Consider the following 21,762-nt stretch of genomic DNA (forward strand, 5'->3'; position numbering starts at 1 on the left):
AAAAACGAGCGCGCGCCCCCCACGCTCCTACAGCTCTTTAAACGGCGGGCATAAAAAAACCCCGCTTTTGAGGGCGGGGTTTTTTACTGGATCAGTACAAGTTAGATAACTTGAACTTCCTCAGCTTGCATGCCTTTCTGACCGCGAGTAGCGATGAAAGAAACCTGTTGGCCTTCTTTCAGGCTTTTGAAGCCGTCGGATTGGATAGCTTTGAAGTGAACAAACAGGTCGTCACCGGATTGTGGAGTGATGAAGCCGAAGCCTTTTTCATCGTTGAACCACTTAACGGTACCAGTTTGGCGATTAGACATGGTGTAACTCCTTGAACAAAGATAACTGCGACACAGGAAGAGCCCTGGCCGAGACTGAGTGCAAAGAGCAGGAAAAATTCTTGGAGATGGTTGGATCGAAATTCAACATATCGTGTAGAGATTCTCAGTGACACAAGCAGCACAGTGACGCCACCTTAACCCTTTTTCCGGAACGTGCAAAGGGTCTTTGCGAAGGTTTCTCGAAAAACGTGACTGATGGCTGTCTGTACAGCCTGTATTCAGTGCGCCTACGGCTATTTCCAAGATTTTTCCCCCAGCCTTTGAACCCAAACCCCAGCCCCGGTAAGATGCCGAACAGAATTTTTCCACCTCGCTATTCAGGACACCCCCGCCATGAGCATCAAATCAGACAAGTGGATTCGCCGCATGGCGCAAGAGCACGGGATGATCGAACCTTTCGTCGAGCGCCAGGTGCGCGGCGAGGGACCTGATCGTCTGATCTCCTACGGTGTGTCGAGCTACGGCTATGACGTCCGCTGTGCCAATGAATTCAAGGTGTTTACCAACATCAATTCGGCTACCGTCGATCCGAAAAACTTCGATGAGGGCAGCTTTGTCGATGTCACCAGCGATGTGTGCATTATTCCGCCTAACTCCTTCGCCCTGGCGCGTACGGTTGAGTACTTCCGCATTCCACGCAACGTATTGACCATCTGCCTGGGTAAAAGCACCTACGCACGTTGCGGCATCATCGTAAACGTGACGCCGCTTGAGCCTGAGTGGGAAGGCCACGTGACGCTGGAGTTCTCGAACACCACTACGCTGCCGGCCAAAATCTACGCAAACGAAGGTGTGGCACAGATGCTGTTCTTCGAATCTGATGAAGAATGCGAAGTGTCTTACAAGGATCGCGGCGGCAAATACCAGGGCCAGCGTGGTGTGACTTTGCCACGTACCTGACGAACAGCAGGAATTTCTCAGCGAAAAAGCACTCTATTGAATGTATTCCGGTTTCGCACCTCAGCGAACCGGACATCGCTCAGGAGTGCCCCATGAAGATCGATCCGAGTATCCGCGCCAAACTGGCAAACCTTGAGCCAAACCAGGTTGGATTATTGGCCTGGTCCTTACTCGCGTTTCCCCAGTTGCATGCAGGTGGCATCCCCGGCCAGCCTGATCCCGATACCCCGCAACCGACCGAGCCTGGCGTGCCGACACTGCCGGATGAAGCGCCGCCTGCGCCTGTAGCGTGAGACACCGCCCGTAGCTGCTGCAGTGTCAGCAGCTACACGAATATGCGCTACTTCAGGTTACTGCTCAAAAACTGTCGCAAGCGCTCGCTTTGAGGATTGTCCAGAACCTCGCTCGGCGGCCCTTGTTCCTCTATCAATCCCTGGTGAAGGAACACCACTTGACTTGCCACTTTGCGGGCGAAATTCATCTCGTGGGTCACCATAATCATGGTGCGACCTTCTTCGGCCAACCCCTGAATCACCTTTAGCACTTCGCCCACCAGCTCTGGATCAAGCGCTGATGTTGGCTCATCGAACAGTAACACTTGTGGTTCCATCGCCAGCGCCCTGGCAATGGCGACACGCTGCTGCTGGCCACCGGAGAGGAATGCCGGATATTGATCGGCCACCCGTGAAGGCAGGCCCACTTTGTCCAGATAGCGTTTCGCTCGTTCTTCGGCCTCCTTTTTGCTGACCCCCAGCACTCGATGCGGCGCCAGGGTGATGTTCTCCAGCACCGTCATATGGCTCCACAGGTTGAAGTGCTGAAACACCATGGCCAGCCGGGTTCGCAGCAGCTGTAGCTCAGTGTCGTCAGCGACCCGCATGCCGTGTGTATCACTGACCATGCGAATCAATTTCCCATCAAGGCTGATGGCGCCATCGTTGGGTGTTTCCAGAAAATTGATGCAGCGCAAAAAAGTGCTTTTTCCGGACCCACTGGCGCCGATCAGGCAAATAACGTCGCCGGTCTTGGCCTTCAGCGACACGCCTTTCAAGACTTCGTTGTCGCCATAGCGTTTGTGCAATCCGTCGACGCTGAGTTTGTACATGCGCACCTCAAGCAGAGAGAAGGTAGCCGCTACGGTAGGCTTCGTGCCCGGCGACATGCGCAATCACCATGCCGGCGGTGGCCATGCGCCTTATCGAGCGGGCGTAAAGCAGGCCCGCGCGGGTGGTGTAAACCGGTGTGAGCCGGTCACTGATGGGGTCAATGACATCGGCCACCAACTGGCCGGCACTCATGTAGTCGCCGGGTTTGACGTGAAACACCAGCACGCCCCCGGTCGTTGAAGTCACCGGTTCGACACCGGCCAGCGGGGTGGCGGGGTAGAGCAGTTCCGGCAGCGGTTCGGGGACGCCTTCAATGGCTCCCAGCGTGATCAGGTAATTGATCAGCGCCTGACAGTCTTGCTCGGCCAAGGCATGGCTGACATCGCCCTGACCGCGCAACTCTACGGTGACAGAGAAACTGCCTTGTGGAATGTCAAAAGTACCCTCGAAACGCTGCTGCAACGTCCACCACACTAAGGTGAAGCACTCATCAAACGACAGGCCGCCCGAGTCGGTTGCCAGTAGGCTGGCCTGAGACCCGAGGTAACGCGCCAGCGGTTCAACCTGCGACCAGGCTTCAGGTGTGGTGTACACATGGGGCACGGCTTCAAAGTCACAGTGCAGATCCAGCACCACATCGGCGTCACATGCCAGCGTTTGCAGGGCCAGGCGCTGGGATTGCAACTGTGTTGCAGGGACTTGTGCGGTCAAGGCTTTGCGCAGCTGTTGGCGAATGATCTGTCGGTTTTCGGCGGGATCGCGGGTGAGCAGGCCTTGGACTTCATCGCCAATCTGGGCGCTCAGATCGAGAAAGTTGCGGTTAAAGTTTTGTCCGCTTTCCAGCTCAAAACGGCCTAAAGGAATGTCCATCACGACTTGTTCAAGCCCCACCGGGTTGGCCACCGGGACCAGAACGATTTCGCTGCGCAGGCGACCGGCACATTCCAGTTCGGCCAAGTGTTTTTTCAGGTGCCAGGCCACCAGCATGCCGGGCAATTCATCGGCATGCAGCGACGCTTGAATGTAAACCTTGCCCTCGGGCCGGGGCGGGCCGTAATGGAAGCTGTGAATCTGTCGATCGGTGCCCGGCACAGGGGCCAGCAAGGGATGGACTTGATGTCGCTGCATATGAAATTCCTAGTGAGCTGGGCCGAGAAAGGCTAACCAGCGGCGCTCCGCCAGTCGAAACAACCCGACCAAAATGAAGGTCACGCACAAATAAATAATGGCTGCGATACCGAAAGACTCGAAGGTCAAGAACGTCGCCGAGTTGGCGTCCCTTGCGACTTTCAACACGTCAGGGATGGTTGCGGTAAACGCCACGGTGGTCGAGTGCAGCATCAGGATCACCTCATTGCTGTAAAACGGCAATGAGCGACGTAATGCCGAGGGCATGATGACGTAGGCGTACAGTTTCCAGCCACTCAGGCCAAAGGCTTTGGCCGCTTCGATTTCGCCATGGGCCATGCTGCGAATGGCACCGGCAAAAATCTCCGTGGTATAGGCGCAGGTGTTCAGGGCGAAGGCCAGGATCGTGCAATTCATGGCATCGCGAAAGAACTCATTGAGCACCGGTTGGGCGCGAACGGCAGCGATGCTGTAGATCCCGGTGTAGCAAATCAGTAACTGGATATACAGCGGAGTCCCTCGAAACAGATACGTGTAGAACTGCACGGGCCAACGAATCCAGCGTCGTGACGAAACCCGGGCGATAGACAATGGAATGGATAGCACAAAGCCAATGATCAGCGCGGCGCTCAACAACCACAGGGTCATGGCCAGCCCGGTGATCTGATGGCCGTCACTGTACAGAAACGGCCGCCAGTACTCCTGCAACAACTCGATCATCGCACGGCCTCCCGAGCACCCAGGGCAAAGCGGCGCTCAAGCCGGCGCAAGACATAATTCGATGCGCTGGTGATTGCCAGATAAATGAGGGCGGCGATGACCAAAAAGTAAAACAGTTCATATGTGCTTTTGCCCGCATCCTGGGCGGCCTTGACCAAATCAGCCAAACCAATGATCGATACCAGGGCCGTGGCTTTGAGCATGACCATCCAGTTGTTGCCGATACCTGGCAAGGCAAAGCGCATCATTTGCGGGAACACGACAAACCGCAAGCGCTGCCAGCGTTTGAGACCATAAGCGGTGGCGGCCTCGACCTGGCCGCGAGGGACGGAAAGAATTGCGCCGCGGAAGGTTTCGGTGAAATAAGCCCCGTAGATAAAGCCCAAGGTGATCACCCCTGCGCTAAACGGGTTGATTTCGATGTAATCCCAATCCATGGCATCTGTAAGGCTGGTCAGCCAGGTCTGCAGGCTATAAAAAATCAGCAGCATCAGCACCAGGTCCGGCACACCGCGAATCAGGGTGGTGTAAAGCTGTGCCGGAAGGCGCAGCAGTTTCAGGCTGGAGAGTTTGGCGCTGGCGCCGAGCAGTCCGAGTACCACGCTCACCGCCAGCGACAGCACCGATAATTTGAGGGTCATCCACGTGCCCTCCAGCAATAAGGGGCCAAATCCCTTCAGGCTGAGGGCAGAAAGTCCAAGGTTCTGTATGAGATTTTCAAGCATGACAGTCGAACCCAAGGCATCTAAAAAAGCACCCACGCGTACGTGGGTGCCGGAGCGTTATTTGCCGCTGTAGAGATTGAGGTCGCCGAAGTGCTTTTGCTGGATTTTGGCGTAGGTGCCGTCGTCATGTAACGCTTTGATACCCTTGTTCAGCAGGGTCTGTAGCACTTGGTTACCTTTCTTAATACCCACCGCGGTTTTTGACGGCAGCAGCGGATCGTCAATCGGTGCGCTGATTTCGTAACCCACGCCCTGCGGCGACTTCAGGAAACCCAACTCGGCCTGCAGCATGTCCTGCACCGAGGCGTCGAGACGACCTGAAACCAAGTCGGCATAGACCTGATCCTGGTTGGCATAGGCTTGTGTTTTTACCCCGGCTTTATCCAGCACCGCCTTGGCGTAGGCTTCCTGGATGGTGCCTTGTTCATAGCCCACTGTTTTGCCTTGGAGCGAGGCCGTATCGGCGCTTAATCCGGAGCCTTTTTTGTACACCAGCGAGGTGGGGCCCGAGAACAGCTCATTAGAAAAGTCGATGGCTTTTTCACGGGTTGGCGTGACGGTCATCGACGAGATCACACCGTCGAACTTGTTGGCTTTAAGCCCTGGGATCATGCCGTCAAAGTCGGATTCGACCCATTTGCACTTCACTTTCAGCTCGGCGCAGATGGCGTTGCCCAAATCGATGTCAAAGCCCACCAGGCTGCCGTCAGCGGCCTTGGACTCAAAGGGTGCATAGGACGGATCTACGCCGAAACGCAGCTCTTTGTAATCCTTGGCCAGAACAGAACCCGCAGCCATGCATAGCGTCAGTGCAGAAAGGGCCAGAAATGCTTTTTTCATTTTTCAATCCCTATTAGCGGTTGCTGGAGCGTAACGACGTCAGAGACGAAGCAATAACCGAACCACTTAGGGATGCAGGGGGATTTGAAGCTGATGGGCGGTTATTAAGCGACAGGCCTGCACGACAAAAGAGCGCTCATACAGGCGCGAGCCATAACAGTGCGTGGGTTTGCATACCCGCTTCGATGCAACCAGAAGGGGCTACCGAAGGCTGGATCTTTAGCCATCAAAAGATCCAGCCTGCGGCAGTTCCTTCACACCGACAGTGCGTTTATTTGCCGGGAACCAACGTGAGGCGCGTCTTGCCGTACACGCTGTCAAAGTTCTGCGGCTGCATCGGGAAACTCATGTATTGACCCTTGAGCCATGGGTCAATGCCATCCGTGTAATGCGGGCTGGCCGGGTTGCTGGATTGCCCGGTGCTGTTTTGACCCATCATCGGTTCGTTTTGCCCGAAGTCGACGATCATGCGCATGGCCGGCACCACCGTGGTCGCAAAGCTGTTGCTGGCGATGGAGTAGGCCGCCATGTTGAGGGTGGTGTGGTCGCCGCCCGCCGCAATCGGCCCGCGCACGGTCTGGCCATGGGTATTGCGCCACAGGTAGTGGTGCAGTTTGCCCCATTGCCATGCACGGTGATCGCTGCCCATCAGGCTGTCGCCGGCGGTAATGGCTGCGGCCAGGCTGCGGGCCAGAATGGCGGGCTTGTCATCTTTTGGTGCGGTGCGGCTGTCACCCCAGAACGGACTGTCTTCGCGCCCCAGCAAATGGTCGCTAACGGCCGAGTACGACAAGTTGCTGTTGGCGATAAAGGCTTTCCAGGTATCCCCGGACTCCGGGCCCAGTTTGCCGAGGAAGATTTGTTTGGCGCTCTCTTGCAAGAACAGCTCGTACAACGCTGCATCGGCAGAGGTCGGGCTGAGTTTGCCATCAAAGGTCATCAGGCGGCTCAAGGCTTCGTTGGCCTTGGCCTGGTCTGCGGCAGGCAAGGCGGCGATGGCGTGTTTCAGCGGCTGGGCCATGCCCGGTGCGCTGAACATGGTTTTGAGTTTGCCGGCAAACAACGTGGTCTGGTCGTACTGCATGGCGATCAGGCTACGCGCATCCTGCTTGCCGCTGCCCGCCAATTGGGCGATGCGCTCGCTGCGCTCAGGCGAGAGCCACGAGTTGGACAATTGCATGCCGTAGCCGTAGGCGGCCGTGCGTTGGTTCGCCGTGCCCAGCCAGCCTTGCGCCGGGTCCTGATCGTAGGGGTGCAGCATGGCGTCGGCGTATCCGTCCCAGTCGTAGCGGCTGTCCCAGCCCGGCGACGGGTACAGGCCCAGGCCGTCGCGGCGATTCGGGTACAGGCCCGTGACTTGCCAGCCGATATGGTTGGCGTCTGCGTACAAGAGATTCAGCGCAATCGCACGGATTTCGCGGCTCGCGTCCGACGCACTTTCACTGTTTTGCGCGCGAGACAGGTCGAAGAACGCATCTAGGGTTTTGTCGCCCTTGAAGTCCGGCGTTTGCAGGGCCAACCCGAGGCTGCTGTTCAACGCGGTGGTCGAACCTACGACACTGTTCAACAGAGGGCCGTGGCGTGTTTCGTAAATGGCTTCGCGAATCGGGCGCTGACCTTTGACGAAAAAGGTTTCGTTGCGCACCGTGGCGGGCAGCCATTTTCCGTCAGCCAGGTAGTAGAGGCTGTTGCCCTGGCGCTTGAGTTTCTCGATGAACACATCTTGGTTGTCGCCCATGGCCATGCTCATGCCCCACGCGACTTTGCCGTTGAAACCGGCAAACAGAGTCGGCAAGCCCGCAATCGACGCGCCCGCGGCCTGGTATTTGGGGGCGCGGATCTGCACGTAGTTCCAGGCAGAGGGCACGCCGATCGGCTGGTGAATATCGTTGGCCAGCAAACTTTTGCCACTGCGACTACGTTGCGGGCCAATGGCCCAGTCACTGGACGCCGTGACCCCGGGCAGATTGAGCTCTGTTACTCGCTCCAAGGCATGCGTCACGCCATTCAAGCCTGGCAACTGGCTGGCCAGGTTCAGGCCGTTGAGTTTTGCAGCTTCGCCGGTGGGCAGTTGCTCATTGGGGTAGGTCGGCGTCAGCCATGGCAGTTGGCTAGCACCGACTTTTTGTGCCAGTACCAGGGTATTGAGCTCTTCTTGCAAGTTGACCGAGGTCGAGAAGTTCAACAGGCTAAAAATCAGCGCCGAGTCTTCAGGTTTCCAGTATTCGGCCCGATAGCCCGCTTGCGCCAGATCGGCAGGGAGCTTGTCGCGGTAGCGGAACAGATACGCGTTGACCCCGCGGGCATAGACTTCAAAGAACTTTTTAAGGCGTGGCGATGAACTCTTATAGAGCTCGTCGGCGGTTCTTTTCAGATTGATGCTGCGCATCAAACGGTCGGTGTCGAGTGCGTCGGCACCCTCCAGCTCGGCCAAGCGGCCTTGGGCCAGTAACCGCAGGCGAACCATTTGGCTGATACGGTCGCCAGCGTGGACGTAGCCCAAGGTGAACAAGGCATCATGAAAACTGCTGCTTTCGATCAGCGGGATGCCCTGGCTGTTGCGGCGCACCGAGACATTCTGCGCCAAGCCCTTGAGTGGCTGCACACCCGACGTAGGAATCAGGCTTTCACTGGACAGTGAGTTTAACTGGCAACCGGACAGGCCCAGCAGGCTGACCATTGCCGCGGCAACGCCGAACCGGGGTAGAAAATGAGTGAGGGCTGGCGAGGCCATGGCAAAGCTCCTGCGGGGGAATGTCATCGAAAGGCGCTACGTTAGTGAGGCCGATGACACTGCGCAAGCGCTATCTATGGTGCGGCGATGGGCTATTCGCAGGCACACGCTTGCCTTGGGATCTTTTGATTTTTAAAAGACCTCGAGGCAAGCCGCCTCCTGCAGATAGAGGGCTATTTCGGCGGATTGACCGTGTTCACCAGCGCATACGCGCGCTCGGTTGCCGGGCGCGCCTTGATCCGCAAGAACCAGCCCTTGAGCGCCGGGAAATCATCCAGGTTTTGAAGTTGGTACTCGTGCGGCACGATCCAGGGGTAAATCGCCATATCCGCAATGCTGTATTCGTCGCCGGCCACAAATTGACGACCTTCCAGCTGACGGTTCAGTACCCCGTACAGACGAGCGGTTTCGTCGGTGTAACGCTTGATGGCGTACGGGACTTTTTCGGGCGCAAAACGGTTGAAGTGGTGATTTTGTCCCGCCATTGGCCCCAGGCCGCCCATCTGCCAGAACAGCCATTGCAGGGCTAGCTGGCGACCCCGCAGGTCTTGGGGCAGGAACTGGCCGGTTTTTTCCGCGAGGTACAACAAGATGGCGCCCGACTCGAACAGCGACAGCGGTTCACCGCCATCTGCCGGTTGGTGGTCGACAATGGCCGGGATGCGGTTGTTCGGGGCGATCTTCAAAAAAGAGGGTTCGAACTGTTCGTTTTTACCAATATTTACCGGGTGAATCGTGTACGCCAGGCCCGTCTCCTCAAGGAAGAGGGAGATTTTGTGGCCATTTGGCGTAGTCCAGTAATAAAAATCGATCATGAAGGGCTCCAGAGGGAAAGATTCACACAGCAGTCGCGGATCTCTGCGAACTGCCAGTTTTACTCCCATTGGCCCCTCGGTTACAAAATGTTTACGCGAGCCCTTAAACAAACACGCCGCACGTGCTCAAGGCAGGTGCGGCGTGTTTGGGGCGCTCTGAAATATCAGGCGCCGTGGCACTTCTTGAACTTCTTGTTGCTGCCACACGGGCAAGCGTCGTTGCGGCCAACGTCTTTCAAGGCGTTACGCACGGGCTCTTGAGGGGCGTGGCCGCAGTTTGGGCCATGTACATGACCGTGATCGTGATGATGGTCATGATCGTGGTTGCAGTCAGGGCCATGAACGTGGGGTTGCTGGGTCATTACTCAATCACTCTGGAATTAAATCGCCGGGGATTATCTCGCCTTTACGCACCACGTGCACGTCGTAACCGAAGAACAGGCCGGTCTGCAGCGTACCCTCGAGGCGATAGGGGATAGGCTGATCGGGGGTTTCGAGCAATTTGATCAACGGGCGCATGTGTTGCCACAAGTTGGTGCGCACTGGCACCACCAGATCGGCGTGGCTATTGGGCTCGACACTGAACCAGTGGCTGTATTCACCTTCGGTCATTTTGATCGACCCCACGTAAACGGTGTAGACCAGGCCGCGCACTGTGAGGGTCGAGTCATTCGGGTTGTCGATTCTGAAATGCAGCTTGAAGCGTTGCTCAAGCAGTTTGGCCCGAACCAGTTCGATCCGCTCCAAATGCACTTGCGGGTCTTTGTCATCAGCGTTGAACCACGATGCACATCCCGACAGTGCCAGCAGCATGACCAGCACGAGGGTTGTGTTTAAGCGAGTTTTAGAATCCATTCTTTACTCCCGGCTTAGTGGCCGAAAAAACCCGCGCAGCATTTTTTGAATTTCTGCCCGCTGGTGCAAGGGCAGGCATCATTGCGTCCGACCTTGAGTGGCACCGTAGGATCGATGAAGTACCAACGTCCCTTGTTCTGTACAAAAGAAGAGCGTTCCCGGTGGCTGTGTTCGCCGCTAGCGTCATGCCAGCGCGCAGTAAAGGTCACAAAGGCATGCTCAGGCTGACCACCAAACACCTCATTGCTTTCAACATCAAGGCCCAGCCAGGTGCTTTGCGCGCTCCACTGTTCAATAGAACTGCGGTCGAGCCCGGACTGTTGCACAGGCAGCGTCGTCTCGACCAGATAGTCGATCAGCCCCAGGACGTAGGCGCTATAGCGTGAGCGCATGAGTGTTTCGGCGCTGGGAGCCGGGTGTCCACTGTGATAAAGCCCGCAGCAGGCGTTAAGCAAATTGCCGCTGCCGCACGGGCATATGGATGTACTCATCGGCTTACCACCAATACTTGCCAAAATTTTCCGGGTTGGCCCAAAACCTGGCGTTCAGCCAGTCGGGGACTTGTTTGTATTCGCGTAAGTCGTAAGTAAAGAGCGTCAATATCTGTTCGTCACGTTGAAAACGTTCATTGTTTTGTAGCGCAAGTGCGAAAAAATCCGTTTCTTTCCATTCACAGGCGGCCAGGTCCGCCAGCACGGCCATGCGGCTGGCATTCAGATTGCGAATCCCGCCCAGTAACTCCAGACCTTCGCGTTTGGATAAATGTTCCAGGCAATCGACTGCCAGGGCGAGATCGAAACGTTGCCCGGCCAGCGCCTCGGGCAGTGCGCCAGGTTTGGCCTGGGCAACATGTACGTCAGGATGCGCCTCTTTATAGGCCTCCAATGCAGGGAAATGGCTGGCGCCGACTACCAGCAGGCGTTCAGGTGCATAGCTGTCAAGCAACGCGGCCAAGGCTTGTTGAGGTGTTCGTGCGGAAAAAACAGGGGTCGTCATTTCATGTCCTCGATCATAGCGCTCAAGACTAGCGTGCCTGGGCGTTTCATTGCACGCCGCGTCTTTGCGGCAAATCGGCTGCCGATGGGGGCGAGGGTGGCACATTGATGTATTTTTGCAGGCGCCTCTGGCGCGGCTATCCTGCTAGCCGTTAATGTTCACTTAAAGAAAAACATAGATAGGGCTGTTACATGAAGGTGCTTTGGGGACTGGGGAAGGTGCTGACGTTGTTGTTCTGGGTGGTCGTGGTGATCAATATCTTCAAACCCTTGAGCAACCCGTTCGATCTGCTGATCAACCTGGCAGGTAGCCTGTTATTTTTGACCCATTTGCTTGAACTGTTGCTATTTAACAGCAGCTTGCAAGGGCGCCCACATCCTTGGCGTGACCGCCTGTACATCCTTCTCGTGGGCATTCTGCACGTACAAACCCTCCCTAAATCCTCCGGACAAGGCAACAGTCATGCGTAAGTTATGGTTAATGGCTGCCCTTTGCAGCCCTCTCGCACAAGCCGAAGTGGTACAGGTCGATGCCAACTCGATGGTACGGCTGCCCGCGAATGTGTCCGTCCTGAAACTCGAAAAACTCGATGTAGCGGACTACGGCACTTTGCTGATTCCGGCGAGCGTCAGCCAGGTTGATATTGATCAACTGCACCTGGGGCATGAGTCGCGCATTGTCATTGTGCCTGCCGACCATGGGATCGACTTGAGCGTGGGGTACGCGGTACTCGATCAAGGTAGCCAGATCAGCACGCGGGGTGCGCCGGGGACCTTTGAAAAACCAGCCAAACCTGCGCGTGACCTCAATCTGAAAATCCAGGCACTGCAAGCCGATCAACTCGCCATCGACGCCCGTGGCGGCACTGGCGCGCCAGGATTTGCCGGACTGGATGGTGGCAATGGTGCCGAGCCGGGCTGCACCTGGGGAGCGGCCGGTGCGGGGGCTAATGGAGACGACGGCGGCAATGGGCATCAGGGTGCTGCTGGCGCACGGGTGCGGGTTGAACTGCCGCGAGACTTCCCCGATGAGCAGATTAAAGTGTTGGTTGACGGCGGCGCTGGTGGCAAACCTGGCGCAGCCGGCCGGCCAGGCGCGGGCGGCAAGTCCAAGGGCTGCATTGTTTACCGCACCGATGGCGGTAAAGCCGGTCGTCCGGGGCAGGCCGGGCAACCAGGTGAAGCAGGGCCTGCGGGTGCTGTAAGCATCCAGCGCTTGTAACCGCCTCAGCAGGAACGCGCCCGCACCGGTCCAAGAGCCCCTCTCCCGAAGGAGAGGGCACCGACTAGGGAAAGCACGAGATTCCGCCCGTTTGCTGCGCGACAGCGCGGCGTCGAAGACGCAGCTTCAGTAAACCCTTCAAAACATCGGGCGCGCACCGGCAATCGCCACCAGCGCCAGCCCGATCAGCAGGTTGCACCCGACCAGGCGTCGAATCCGCCCCATTACCGCTGCGCCTGCCGGCCATTGCTGCTCTTGGACGGCTTTGCGCAACTCTGGCAGTTGCAGCGCTTGGATGCGGATAAACAGCGCCACCATGACGATGTACAAGCCCATCATGATCTGCACATAGCGTGGCGCCGTTTCAAAACCGTTGAAACGCAGTTGCAACAGACCAACACCGCTTATCGGCAAAATCACCACCGCGACCCACACCCAGGCAAAAAAACGCTGGAACACTTCAACCCACAGTTTTAATCGGGCTGGGCCTTCAAGGGCCGTCATAGCAGCGGGGCGCAGGATCATCCAGGCGAAAAACATCCCGCCCACCCAGATCAGGGCAGCCAGTAAATGCAGGCTGTAAGCAACAGCAAAGGTGGTCATTGGGGTACTCCGTTCGGCGCAGGATCAATTAGCGGGGTATGATAGCGGCCATTCGAACCACTGAAAATTTATCCAGCGTTTCTCGCGCCCGAAGAACCATGATTAGTACCGAACTCAAATCCCAGATCCAGGGCGCTTATTCGCGTTTTCTCGAAGCCAAGAGCCTCAAGCCGCGCTATGGCCAGCGTCTGATGATTGCTGAAGTGGCCAAAGTGCTGGGCGATATCGATACCGACGAAGAGAACCACCGCACCGGCGAGCCGGCGGTGGTTGCCGTTGAAGCCGGCACCGGTACCGGTAAAACCGTGGCTTACAGCATGGCGGCCATTCCGACCGCCAAGGCGGCCGGCAAGCGTCTGGTGATCGCCACGGCGACCGTCGCCCTGCAAGAGCAAATTGTCTACAAAGACCTGCCGGACCTGATGCGCAACAGTGGGCTGAACTTCAGCTTTGCTTTGGCCAAGGGGCGCGGGCGCTACATGTGCCTGTCCAAACTCGACATGCTGCTGCAGGAAGGTCACGCGCAAACTGCGACCGCGCAGTTGTTTGAGGAAGAAGGTTTCAAAATCGAAGTCGATGAAGCCAGCCAAAAACTGTTCACCAGCATGATCGAAAAGCTGGCCGGCAATAAATGGGACGGCGACCGTGACAGTTGGCCTCAAGCGCTGGAAGACCATGACTGGGCGCGACTGACCACTGACCACAGCCAATGCACCAGCCGCCATTGCCCGAACTTCGGCCAGTGCGCCTTCTACAAGGCCCGCGAAGGCATGGGCAAGGTCGATGTGATCGTGACCAACCATGACATGGTGTTGGCCGACCTGGCCTTGGGCGGCGGTGCCGTTCTGCCTGACCCAAAAGACACGCTCTATGTCTTCGACGAAGGTCACCACTTGCCCGACAAGGCCATTGGCCACTTTGCCCACTACACGCGTTTGCGCTCGACCGCCGACTGGCTGGAGCAAACCGGTAAAAACCTCACTAAATTACTCGCCCAGCACCCGTTGCCGGGCGACCTGGGGCGGCTGTTGGAGCAAGTCCCGGAGCTCACAAAAGAGATCAAGGGCCAGCAACAGTTCATGTTCAGCGCCTGTGAGCAAATCGCTGACTTCAAGGTCGGCGAAGAACCAGAAGGCCGTGAGCGCCCGCGTCATCGCTTTGTCGGCGGGGTCATCCCTGACCACCTGCGTGAAATGGGTATTGAACTGAAGAAGGGTTTTTCGCGCCTGACGGACGTGTTCACTCGTTTGACTGACCTGCTCAAGGACGGCATGGAGGGCGAGGTCAACATCGGTATCTCCAGCCAGCAGGCCGAAGAGTGGTATCCGCTGTTCGGCAGCCTGCTGTCGCGTGCTCAAGGCAACTGGGAACTGTGGACGGCTTTCACCACCGAAGACCCGGAAGACAACCCGCCCATGGCGCGCTGGCTAACCCTGGCTGAAAGCGGTTCGCTGTTTGATATAGAGGTCAATGCCAGCCCGATTCTGGCCGCTGAGATGCTGCGTCGCAATTTGTGGAACGTGGCTTATGGCGCGCTGGTGACGTCAGCCACGCTGACTGCGCTGGGCACCTTCGATCGTTTCCGCATGCGTGCCGGCCTGCCCAAAAACGCTGTCACAGCGATTGTGCCGAGCCCGTTCCATCATGCCGATGCAGGCGTGTTGCGCGTGCCTGACCTCAAGGCTGACCCGCGTGATGCCACGGCGCACACGGCAGCCATCATCCGCGATCTGCCGGGGCTGGTTGAAGGCTCGCGGGGCTCACTGGTGCTGTTTTCATCGCGCAAGCAAATGCAGGACGTGTTCGACGGCCTGGAGCGTGACTGGCGCAAGCAAGTGTTTATCCAGGGCAACTTGTCCAAGCAGGAAACCCTCAACAAACACAAGGCCCGGGTGGATGGCGGGGATTCCAGCGTGCTGTTCGGCCTGGCCAGTTTTGCCGAAGGGGTGGATTTGCCCGGCGCTTACTGCGAACACGTGGTTATCGCCAAAATTCCGTTCTCGGTGCCCGATGATCCGGTGGAAGCGGCCTTGGCCGAGTGGATTGAAGCCCGCGGTGGCAATCCCTTCATGGAGATTTCGGTGCCCGATGCCTCGCTCAAGCTGGTGCAGGCGTGCGGGCGTCTGCTGCGCACCGAAAAGGATCGCGGCACCATCACGTTGCTCGATCGGCGGCTGGTTACCCAGCGTTATGGCAAGGCGATTCTCAATGCCTTGCCGCCTTTTCGCCGCGAAATTTCATAAGTGCAGGCCGGTTAAAGCGCCGGTCTTGCTGTCATCTATGCTGTGAGTTTTAGAGCCTCACAGGCCTTTCTGGGCCGTTAGGGAGAACCTGATTCATATGATTCGCCGTTCATTGTCTGCAGCTTTTGCGTTGCTGATCTCGCCTGCGCTGTTGGCTGCGCCTGCCGGCCAGCAAACCCTGTTCAATTTCGTTCGCCCGGCCGATGTGGTGCAAGTGGCAACGGTGGATGCGAACTTGCCGCAGTACAACGCGGAGCAAACAGCAGAAGGCGAAGTATTGCGTCGTGTGACTTTCAACCCGGCAGCCGCGCCCAGCTTGCGCCTGACCCCGCAAACCGGTGTGTGGGACTGGTCGCAATCGGGAATGATGACACTGCGTATTCAAAACGCCATGAGTTGGGCGCTCACGCTCGACATCACGGTGCAGAGCAAGGATGGCAAGACCCTCACCAGTCGCGTTGATTTACCTGCGGGCCCCGCGCAAACCCTGTTGTTGCCGCTGGAGGCAAACTCTGCGCGCAGCCAGGGCATGCGCGCAGGTCCGCCGATGCCAATGAACATCGACGGGCAGCGTAGTTTGCTGGCCAGTAGCCAAGGCGCAATTGATCGCAGCCAAGTGGTCTCAGTGACGTTGTCGATCCCGCAACCCATTGCGGCACAAAGCATCCTGCTGGAGCGCTTTGGCGTGCAGGACGGCACGGGTGTGATCAAGACGGTGTATGGCTCAATCGTCGATGCTTACGGCCAGTCCACCCGGGCGAAATGGCCGGAACGTGTGTCCAGCGATGAACAACTCAAGGCTGCTGCAGCCAAGGAGCAACAACAGCTCAAGGGTTGGTTGGCGGCCCGCACAGGGCTGGATCAGTACGGCGGGTTACTCAAGGGGCCGGCGTTTGCGGCGTCCGGTTTTTTCCGTACAGAAAAACGCAATGGTCGCTGGTACCTGGTGACTCCCGAAGGCCACCCGTTTTATTCGTTGGGCCTGAACGCGGTCACTGCCAATGACAGCCAGACCTATGTCGGTGGGCGCGAGTGGATGTTCAGCGATCTGCCGAAGCCGGGCGAGCACCTGTCAGGCTATTACGGCACCTCCAACAGCGCCAATGACAACGGCGCCTCTCAGGGCCGGGCTTTTGATTCTGGCCGTTGGTACAACTTCTACACAGCCAACCTGCAGCGGATCTACGGGGAGTCGTGCGTCGTTGGCAAAACCGAGCCTGGTTCCGATCCGGCTATTCCTTGTGCACCTGAAGCCTTTGATGCCAAACGCTGGCAGGCCCACACGCTGGATCGCCTACAGGCCTGGGGGTTTAATACTATCGGTAACTGGAGCGATCCGGCGCTGGTGATGAACGACCGCGTGCCTTACACCCTGCCATTATCGATTGTCGGGGACTACAACAGCATCAGTACCGGAAGCGACTGGTGGGGCGGCATGCCTGATCCATTTGACCCGCGTTTTGCCATGGCCACTGAGCGTGCCGTGGCCATTGCGGCCCGCGACCATCGCGATGACCCGTGGCTGATCGGCTATTTCGCTGATAACGAACTGGCGTGGGCCGGTGGCGGGGATGACCCTCAATCACGTTACGCATTGGCCCTTGGGACGTTGCGCATGTCAACGGATGCGCCTGCCAAACGGGCGTTTCTCAAGCAGTTGCGTGACAAATACCGCAACCAGCAAGGTCTGTCCAAAGCCTGGGGCGTTGATATTCCGGCCTGGGAGTTGATGGAAGATCCGGGCTTCAATGGGCCGCTGCCCAATGCGCAACACCCTGAAATCGAAGCGGACTACACCTACTTCCAGAAAGTTTTCGCAGACACCTATTTCAAGACTATTTCCGACTCGCTGAAGTGGCACGCGCCGAATCACCTGCTGCTGGGTGGGCGCTTCGCGGTGAGCACGCCGGAGGCCGTGGCTTCGTGCGCGCAGTACTGCGATGTGCTGAGTTTCAATTTCTACACCCTGCAACCCCAGGACGGTTATGACTTCGCCAAGCTGCGTGAACTGAACAAGCCGGTGATGATTACCGAATTCAACTTTGGCTCTCGCGACCGTGGCCCGTTCTGGGGTGGCGTGACCGAAGTGGCCAGTGAAGAGGCGCGCGGCCCGGCTTATGCCAAATTCATAAAACAGGCCGTGGCCGAACCGTCGATTGTCGGCGTGCATTGGTTCCAGTACCTCGACCAACCCGTGACCGGTCGTCTGCTTGATGGTGAAAACGGCCACTTTGGCATGATCGGCATCACCGACCTGCCGTTTACCGGCTTTGTCGACAGCGTACGCAAGACAAACTTGCAGGCGCTTGACCAACTGGGGCAAGAGGCGGTCAAGGCTCAAGTAGAGGCTGACAAGTCAATCAAGGCGCCACTGCACACGCCCCAGGACGGGAAGGGCGCAAGCTCTGGCACGGGCCATGCGGGCGGGCACTCGGGTAAAGGGCATTAAGCGGACTCCTTGGAGGGCTGAGCGCTCACTGTTGCAGCGCTGCGATTAATTTAAAGCTCGCGAATCAACTCGCTCCTGCAGAGGTAGGGGCGAGTCAAGCGTTTAACACTGAATAGGCGTGGGGCTTGCCAAGGCCTTTTCACAAAAAATCCATCTACGGGTTGATACCTTCCGCAGCACCATGAAAATGCCCATAAATTGTGCGTTCTGAGCGCTTTGCGCTGTTCCAAATTTTGACGGGTGCTGGAACAATGCACGCATTGCAAAGCAATGCTTGATCCAGGAGGTTGAGGTGCATATTCAGGGTTTTCATGACCTTAAGTTCGAAGCCGTACGCGAGGCGTTTGCTGATCTGTTTAATGATCCGCAAGAGCGCGGTGCAGCACTGTGCATCCAAATAGCTGGCGAAACAGTGCTCGATCTGTGGGCTGGCACAGCCGACAAGGACGGCGAGCAGGCGTGGCATACAGACACCATCGTTAACCTGTTTTCGTGTACCAAGACTTTTACTGCAGTGACGGCATTGCAACTCGTCGAAGAGGGCAAGCTCGCTCTGGATACACCTGTTGCGCAGTATTGGCCTGAGTTTGCAGCCGCTGGTAAAGAGTCCATCACGCTTCGACAGCTCTTGAGCCATCGCGCGGGGTTACCGGCGTTGCGTGAGTCAATGCCGGCGGATGCGCTGTACGAATGGCAAACCATGGTCGATGCGCTGGCCGCAGAGGCGCCGTGGTGGACACCGGGTGAAGGTCACGGTTATGCCGCAATTACTTATGGCTGGTTGCTGGGCGAGTTGATTCGTCGCGCAGACGGTCGCAGTGCGGGTCACTCGATTGTGGCGCGCACGGCCAAGCCACTGGGGCTGGACTTTCATGTCGGGTTGGCTGATGAAGAGTTTTATCGAGTCGCTCACATTGCCCGCAGCAAGGGCAACATGGGAGATGCCGCGGCTCAGCGGCTTTTGAAAGCGATGATGACTGAGCCGTTGTCCATGACAACGCGGGCATTTGCAAATCCACCGTCTATTATGACCAGCACCAATAAACCGGAGTGGCGTCGTATGGAACAGCCGGCAGCGAATGGTCATGGTAATGCGCGGAGTTTGGCTGGTTTTTATAGCGGCTTGCTCGACGGTAGTTTGCTGGAAGCAGAAATGCTTGAGCAACTGACCCGCGAACACAGTCTGGGGGAAGATAAAACCCTGCTCACGCGGACTCGTCTGGGACTGGGCTGCATGCTCGATCAGCCAGATACGCCGAATGCGACTTTCGGTCTTGGGCCCAAGGCTTTTGGTCATCCGGGAGCGGGCGGCTCCATAGGTTTTGCAGATCCTGAACGTGAGGTTGCATTCGGCTTTGTGACTAATACACTAGGCCCTTATGTATTGATGGATCCCCGCGCGCAGAAGTTGGTGAAAGTATTGGCCAAGTGTTTATAACCGGGTATTTATAAACCGTAGGTCGGAACGCGATAGCTTTTATGTGTTCAATACGTTTTTTTATATAGGCGTAGTGCCTTTTTATTTTTAATTCATTGTGTGGATATTCAATGTCATCTAATAAGACCCTCGCCCTGGCTCTTTGCCTGGCTATTACCGGTTGCGCTCAAACTCCACAGAATGACGCCGAAGGCGGCCACAAATGGTGGCAGTTCGGGTCGTCTGATCAGGCTTCGACCACTTCAGACAAGACGGCCAGTGCTTCGGCCAAGCCAACAGACACCCCAACGGCAACGGCTCCTGCAGCGCCAGCCGCGAAAACGGCCGCAGCGGCCCCGGCACCCACCCCTGCACCGACTCCGGTGGCTGCAGCTTCCAGCAATAAAGACAGCGGCTCCAGTTGGTGGCCTTTTAGCTCTGACTCGTCCAAAAAAGACGCTCCGTCCGATAAGGCACCAGTGGTTGCCAAAGTTGATGCCGCACCTGCTGCAAGCACTTCAAAAAACTGGTGGTGGCCATTTGGTGGTGATTCCAAGGCTGCCCAACCTGCTCCGGTGGGTGTGATCCCGATGCCGGATCCGAAAGTGACTCAAGCCTGGCTGGACGAGTACGAGCCGCGCTTGCGCGTTGCAATCAAAGACTCCAACCTGCAACTGGAACGTCGCGAGAACCTGATCGTGATTGTTGCTTCGGCAGATACGGCGTTCAAACCGACACGTCCAGACTTGTTGATGCCGTCGATGCTCGGCCCGTTCACCCGCGTCGCTAAAGTGGTTGAAGGCGATCCTAAAACGGCCGTGCTGGTACTGGGCCATGCGGATTCGTCCGGCACCATGGCGGCCAACACCCGCCTGAGCCTGGACCGTGCCAAATCGGTTGCCGCGATCTTTCGCATGAGCGGTCTGCAAGGTAACCGCCTGACCCTGCGTGGTATGGGGTCGGTGATGCCACGTGCAGCCAACGACAGTAACGAAGGCCGCGCTCTCAACCGCCGCGTTGAAATCATGATGACCCCGCAAGCGACCATGCTGGCGCTGGTCAGCAAATACAGCCAGCCGGTACTGACTCCAGAAGAGCTGGTCGCCGCACAACCGGCTGTTGCGCCTTCGACGTTGGCCAAGACCGATGCAGTGTCGACCAAAAAAGCGACACGCAGCAAGAAGGCTGCCCCGGCTAAAAAAGCTGCCCCGGCCAAAAAACCGGCAGCGGCTCAAACCGCCGCTGACAAGAAAGTGGCTGCCAACGATCAGAGCAAAAACTGATTGGTTTAGGGAAGGACTGCCTCCATGACTCAAGCGCTGGCCGATATGCGCCGCGATTACACCCGTGATGGACTGGCCGAGGCACAAGCCCCGGCCGAACCTTTCGCGCTGTTTCATCAGTGGTTCAATGACGCGGTCAAGACCGAGCAACCACCGGTGGAGGCCAATGCCATGACCCTGGCCACAGTGGATGCCGAGGGTCGCCCGCATTGCCGGGTACTCTTGCTCAAAGGGCTGGACGAGCAGGGGTTTACCTTCTTCACCAACTACACCAGTGCCAAGGGTGAGCAGTTGGCTGCGCGTCCCTTTGCCGCCATGACGTTTTTCTGGCCGACTCTGGAGCGTCAAGTGCGCATCGAAGGCCAAGTGGTCAAGGTGACTGCGCAGGAGTCGGACGCTTACTATCAAGTTCGCCCCCTGGGCAGCCGAATTGGCGCCTGGGCCTCGCCGCAAAGCCAGGTAATTGCTGATCGTGAGGAACTGGCTGCGCTGCTGGCAGCCACCCAGGCGCGTTTCAGCGATACACAGCCGCACTGCCCGGAACACTGGGGCGGTTACCGCTTGTTGCCACAGCGTATTGAGTTTTGGCAGGGCCGACCGAGCCGCTTGCACGATCGGCTCAACTATCGCCGAGAGGGCGATGAATGGGTTCGTGAGCGTCTGGCACCCTGAAAAACGCAATAAACACGCAAGGCGTGCAAGGCAAAACCACTTTTTCGCGCTACCCTTGTCATCAGTTTGCAAGCGTTTGTTACACACGTTGTGTCTGTACAAGCGCTGAATAAAGACCACATTATCTGCGCTGCGCGGTGACAGGCACCCGGCGGCAGAGTTTAATAAATCCCTGATCTTTTGGAGTTGACCCTATGCGTAAGACCGTACTGTTAGTTGCGGCTTTTTCAACCATGACAGTTCTGTTGAGCGGCTGCGCCTCGAACCTGACCGGTGACACCTACTCGCGTGATGAAGCGCGTCGTGTACAAACCGTACGTACTGGCACTATCGTTGCCTTGCGCCCTGTACAAATTGAAGGTACCAAGACCCCGATCGGCGCAGCCACTGGTGCTGTGATCGGCGGCGTTGGCGGCAGCGCCATCGGCGGCGGCCGTGGCAGCATCGTCACTGCAGTGATTGGTGCGGTAGCGGGTGGTTTGCTGGGTTCGGCGGCCGAATCGGGCCTGACCAAGACCCAAGGTGTGGAAATCACCGTACGTGAAGACGACGGCAGCACCCGCGCCTATGTTCAGCAAGTTGAGCCAAACCAGGTATTCCGTACCGGTGAGCGCGTTCGTATCATGACCGTTGACGGCACCAGCCGTGTGACCCAATAAGTCTTAAGTCAGCGCTCAAACAAAACCCCGGCCAGTATGAACTGGCCGGGGTTTTTTTATGTGG

General features: G+C 57.5%; 23 protein-coding genes. 10 read left to right on the top strand and 13 right to left on the bottom strand.

Annotated elements, in window-relative coordinates; all coding sequences use genetic code 11:
* Positions 1–101 precede the first annotated feature (101 nt).
* Positions 102–311: a cold-shock protein gene (locus NTD86_RS17795; protein WP_002554837.1), complete on the bottom strand. Its 210-nt coding sequence runs from the start codon at positions 309–311 to the stop codon at positions 102–104.
* 354 nt (positions 312–665) lie between these two features.
* Between NTD86_RS17795 and dcd the strand changes: the two genes are divergently transcribed.
* Entirely contained in the window at positions 666–1,232 is a 567-nt protein-coding gene (gene dcd / locus NTD86_RS17800; RefSeq protein ID WP_262204127.1) for a dCTP deaminase, read from the top strand.
* Between the two features lie 92 nt (positions 1,233–1,324).
* Positions 1,325–1,525, top strand: coding sequence for a hypothetical protein (locus NTD86_RS17805; RefSeq protein ID WP_262204128.1), 201 nt, complete (start codon positions 1,325–1,327; stop codon positions 1,523–1,525).
* Between the two features lie 47 nt (positions 1,526–1,572).
* Here NTD86_RS17805 and NTD86_RS17810 read toward each other — a convergent pair whose 3' ends face one another.
* The 11 genes from NTD86_RS17810 to NTD86_RS17860 all read right to left on the bottom strand — a co-directional run bounded on the left by NTD86_RS17810 (position 1,573) and on the right by NTD86_RS17860 (position 11,151).
* Positions 1,573–2,337 (bottom strand): ABC transporter ATP-binding protein, encoded by a 765-nt coding sequence (locus tag NTD86_RS17810; protein ID WP_262204501.1) that lies wholly within the window; start codon positions 2,335–2,337, stop codon positions 1,573–1,575.
* 7 nt (positions 2,338–2,344) lie between these two features.
* On the bottom strand, positions 2,345–3,466 hold the full coding sequence (locus NTD86_RS17815; RefSeq protein ID WP_262204129.1) for a succinylglutamate desuccinylase/aspartoacylase family protein: 1,122 nt from the start codon (positions 3,464–3,466) through the stop codon (positions 2,345–2,347).
* Between the two features lie 9 nt (positions 3,467–3,475).
* Positions 3,476–4,186 carry an ABC transporter permease gene (locus NTD86_RS17820; RefSeq protein ID WP_262204131.1) on the bottom strand — a complete coding sequence of 237 codons (711 nt, stop codon included), beginning with the start codon at positions 4,184–4,186 and terminating at the stop codon, positions 3,476–3,478.
* The gene (locus NTD86_RS17825; RefSeq protein WP_262204133.1) at positions 4,183–4,911 is read right to left on the bottom strand and encodes an ABC transporter permease; all 729 of its coding nucleotides are present in this window, start codon (positions 4,909–4,911) and stop codon (positions 4,183–4,185) included. Before NTD86_RS17825 ends, NTD86_RS17820 begins: the two co-directional genes overlap by 4 nt.
* Before the next feature lie 57 nt (positions 4,912–4,968).
* Complete coding sequence (locus tag NTD86_RS17830; protein WP_262204134.1) at positions 4,969–5,751, bottom strand: transporter substrate-binding domain-containing protein; 783 nt, start codon at positions 5,749–5,751, stop codon at positions 4,969–4,971.
* A 271-nt stretch (positions 5,752–6,022) separates the two neighbouring features.
* Positions 6,023–8,485 carry a penicillin acylase family protein gene (locus NTD86_RS17835; RefSeq protein ID WP_262204135.1) on the bottom strand — a complete coding sequence of 821 codons (2,463 nt, stop codon included), beginning with the start codon at positions 8,483–8,485 and terminating at the stop codon, positions 6,023–6,025.
* Between the two features lie 173 nt (positions 8,486–8,658).
* A complete protein-coding gene (locus NTD86_RS17840; protein ID WP_262204137.1) occupies positions 8,659–9,300 on the bottom strand; it encodes a glutathione binding-like protein in 642 nt (213 codons plus the stop codon).
* A gap of 164 nt (positions 9,301–9,464) precedes the next feature.
* A complete protein-coding gene (locus tag NTD86_RS17845) occupies positions 9,465–9,662 on the bottom strand; it encodes an SEC-C metal-binding domain-containing protein (RefSeq protein ID WP_262204138.1) in 198 nt (65 codons plus the stop codon).
* Between the two features lie 7 nt (positions 9,663–9,669).
* Complete coding sequence (locus NTD86_RS17850) at positions 9,670–10,155, bottom strand: LEA type 2 family protein (protein ID WP_262204139.1); 486 nt, start codon at positions 10,153–10,155, stop codon at positions 9,670–9,672.
* A gap of 14 nt (positions 10,156–10,169) precedes the next feature.
* Positions 10,170–10,646, bottom strand: a complete 477-nt coding sequence (locus NTD86_RS17855) for a YchJ family protein (protein WP_262204140.1) — start codon at positions 10,644–10,646, stop codon at positions 10,170–10,172.
* Between the two features lie 4 nt (positions 10,647–10,650).
* Positions 10,651–11,151: a DUF6231 family protein gene (locus NTD86_RS17860; RefSeq protein WP_262204142.1), complete on the bottom strand. Its 501-nt coding sequence runs from the start codon at positions 11,149–11,151 to the stop codon at positions 10,651–10,653.
* A gap of 191 nt (positions 11,152–11,342) precedes the next feature.
* On the opposite strand from NTD86_RS17860, the gene NTD86_RS17865 reads away from it, so the two are divergent.
* Positions 11,343–11,621, top strand: coding sequence for a DUF1145 domain-containing protein (locus tag NTD86_RS17865; RefSeq protein ID WP_262204143.1), 279 nt, complete (start codon positions 11,343–11,345; stop codon positions 11,619–11,621).
* Positions 11,614–12,372 (top strand): collagen-like protein, encoded by a 759-nt coding sequence (locus NTD86_RS17870; protein WP_262204144.1) that lies wholly within the window; start codon positions 11,614–11,616, stop codon positions 12,370–12,372. Before NTD86_RS17865 ends, NTD86_RS17870 begins: the two co-directional genes overlap by 8 nt.
* A gap of 138 nt (positions 12,373–12,510) precedes the next feature.
* Here the strand turns inward: NTD86_RS17870 and NTD86_RS17875 are convergent, their stop codons facing one another.
* The gene (locus tag NTD86_RS17875; RefSeq protein WP_262204146.1) at positions 12,511–12,975 is read right to left on the bottom strand and encodes a CopD family protein; all 465 of its coding nucleotides are present in this window, start codon (positions 12,973–12,975) and stop codon (positions 12,511–12,513) included.
* Between the two features lie 98 nt (positions 12,976–13,073).
* On the opposite strand from NTD86_RS17875, the gene dinG reads away from it, so the two are divergent.
* The 6 genes from dinG to NTD86_RS17905 all read left to right on the top strand — a co-directional run bounded on the left by dinG (position 13,074) and on the right by NTD86_RS17905 (position 21,698).
* Complete coding sequence (gene dinG, locus NTD86_RS17880) at positions 13,074–15,218, top strand: ATP-dependent DNA helicase DinG (protein ID WP_262204148.1); 2,145 nt, start codon at positions 13,074–13,076, stop codon at positions 15,216–15,218.
* A gap of 97 nt (positions 15,219–15,315) precedes the next feature.
* Positions 15,316–17,667 (top strand): beta-galactosidase, encoded by a 2,352-nt coding sequence (locus tag NTD86_RS17885; RefSeq protein ID WP_262204149.1) that lies wholly within the window; start codon positions 15,316–15,318, stop codon positions 17,665–17,667.
* Positions 17,668–17,959: 292 nt separating this feature from the next.
* Complete coding sequence (locus tag NTD86_RS17890; protein WP_262204151.1) at positions 17,960–19,105, top strand: serine hydrolase domain-containing protein; 1,146 nt, start codon at positions 17,960–17,962, stop codon at positions 19,103–19,105.
* Between the two features lie 110 nt (positions 19,106–19,215).
* On the top strand, positions 19,216–20,367 hold the full coding sequence (locus tag NTD86_RS17895; RefSeq protein ID WP_262204152.1) for an OmpA family protein: 1,152 nt from the start codon (positions 19,216–19,218) through the stop codon (positions 20,365–20,367).
* 24 nt (positions 20,368–20,391) lie between these two features.
* Positions 20,392–21,039: a pyridoxamine 5'-phosphate oxidase gene (pdxH, locus tag NTD86_RS17900; RefSeq protein WP_262204154.1), complete on the top strand. Its 648-nt coding sequence runs from the start codon at positions 20,392–20,394 to the stop codon at positions 21,037–21,039.
* 194 nt (positions 21,040–21,233) lie between these two features.
* Positions 21,234–21,698, top strand: coding sequence for a glycine zipper 2TM domain-containing protein (locus NTD86_RS17905; RefSeq protein ID WP_262204156.1), 465 nt, complete (start codon positions 21,234–21,236; stop codon positions 21,696–21,698).
* Positions 21,699–21,762 lie beyond the last annotated feature (64 nt).

The organism is Pseudomonas sp. 7P_10.2_Bac1 (genome assembly GCF_025465935.1).
Classification (GTDB): domain Bacteria; phylum Pseudomonadota; class Gammaproteobacteria; order Pseudomonadales; family Pseudomonadaceae; genus Aquipseudomonas.